We start from the raw sequence: 1,964 nt of genomic DNA on the forward strand, positions 1-1,964 counted from the left end.
GACGGGATCGTGCCGTCGGCCAGCACACCGGCGGTGTGGATCACCGCGGTCAGCGGATGCTCGGCATCCACCCCGGCCAGCAGGGCCGCCACCGCATCCCGATCCGCCATGTCACACGCCGCGACCGTGACCTCGACCCCGTACGCGATCAGCTCGGCCCGCAACTCCACCGCACCCGGGGCGTCCAGCCCCCTCCGGCTGGTCAGCAGCAGACGCCGCACACCCCGCTCGGCCACCACATGCCGCGCGAACAGCGCGCCCAGACCACCGGTCCCACCGGTGATCAACACCGTGCCCTCCGGATCCCAGACCCGGCCCGCCACGTCGCCAACGTCAGATCCGGGTGCCACCCGCACCATCCGCGGAACCCGCATCTCACCCTCGCGTACCGCCGCCTGCGGCTCACCCGAGGCCGGCACCCCGAGCAGAGCCTGCCGCGAGGACTCCTGATCATCCACGTCGACCAGCACGAACCGGCCCGGGTTCTCCGACTGGGCACTGCGGACCAGGCCCCACACCCCAGCGGCTGGAAGGTCGGCCACCACCTCACCGTCATCGGTCGCGACCGCGCCCCGGGTGACGAACACCAAGCGCGAATCGGCGTACCGCTCATCCGCCAGCCACCGCTGCAGCAGATCCAGCACGTGGGCGGTCAGCGCGTGCGCCGCCCCCACCACCCCGGCCGCCGGATCGGAGGCCACCTCCGTCACCACCACCGCCGGGACCGGACCCGCCTCGACCAGCGACGCCAGATCCGCGTGCACCGGCACCAGGTGCCCGCCAGGCTCCGTGGCCGGATCGCCGGCTGCCCGCAACGCGGGGGCAAGACCCAGGGAGTCCAAGCCGAGCACGGCCGCCGGTAGCTGGTCGGCCTGCGGCAGGCCGGTCACGGCAGGCCACTCCACCCGGAACAGCGCGTCCCGTCCGGCCCCACGAGGGGCGGAGCCGGCCAGGTGCTCGGCGGCCATCGGCCGCAGCACCACCGACCGAGCCGACAGCACCGGCTCCCCTGCCGCGTCCATCGCGCTCAGCGACAACGCATCGCCGCCCGCCCTGGCCAGCCGTACCCGCAGCACCGACGCCCCGCCCGCGTGCAGGCACACCCCAGCCCAGGACAGTGGCAACCGGCCGCCCGCGGCATCGTCCAGCCCGGCGAACGGCACCACGTGCAACGCCGCGTCCAGCAGTGCCGGGTGCAACCCGAACAGAGCCGCGTCACCGGCCCGCTCCGGCAGGCTCAGCTCGGCGAACACCTCGTCATCACGCCGCCAGGCCGCCCGCAACCCCTGGAAGACCGGACCGTAGGCGAAACCGTCCTCGGCCAGTTCCTCGTACAACCCCTCCAGCTCGATCGCGGTCGCCCCGGCCGGCGGCCACACCGCCGCGTCGAACGGCACGACCTCCCCGACACCGGCCGCGAGCGTACCGGTCGCGTACCGCACCCACGGCACATCGTCGGCCGCGTCCGCCGAACGGCCGTACACACTCAAGGTTCGGCGACCGGTCTCCTCCGGCGCGCCCACCGCGATCTGAACCACGACCGCGTCGTCCTCGCCCAGCACCAGCGGAGCGTCCAGCGTCAACTCCTCCACCAGGTCACAGCCGACCTGGTCACCCGCCCGCACCGCCAGCTCCACGAACACCGACCCCGGCACCAGCACCGAACCCGCCACCACATGATCGGCCAGCCACGGCTGCGCACTCACCGACACGCGGCCGGTCAGCAGCACGCCGTCCGAGTCGGCCAATTCCACCGCCGCCCCCAGCAACGGATGCCCCGTCGCCGCCTGCCCCAGCATCCGAGCGTCCCCGCTCTGCCGTGCATTCGGCCAGAACCACTGATGCTGGAAGGCGTAGGTGGGCAGATCCACCCGTCGACCGCCGGTCAGCACCTGCCGCCAGTCCACCTTCACCCCACGGACGAACAGCTCGGCCGCCGAGACCAGCACCCGCTCCAAACCACC

1 protein-coding gene is annotated in these 1,964 nt (G+C 73.2%); it reads right to left on the reverse strand.

The window, feature by feature from the left end:
* Positions 1–1,964 (reverse strand): type I polyketide synthase (locus AB0K21_RS44595; protein WP_364159284.1); only part of this gene is annotated, 1,964 nt, incomplete at both ends.

The sequence above is a fragment of the Streptosporangium sp. NPDC049248 genome, assembly GCF_040678965.1.
GTDB classification, from domain to species: Bacteria; Actinomycetota; Actinomycetes; order Streptosporangiales; family Streptosporangiaceae; genus Streptosporangium; species Streptosporangium fukuiense.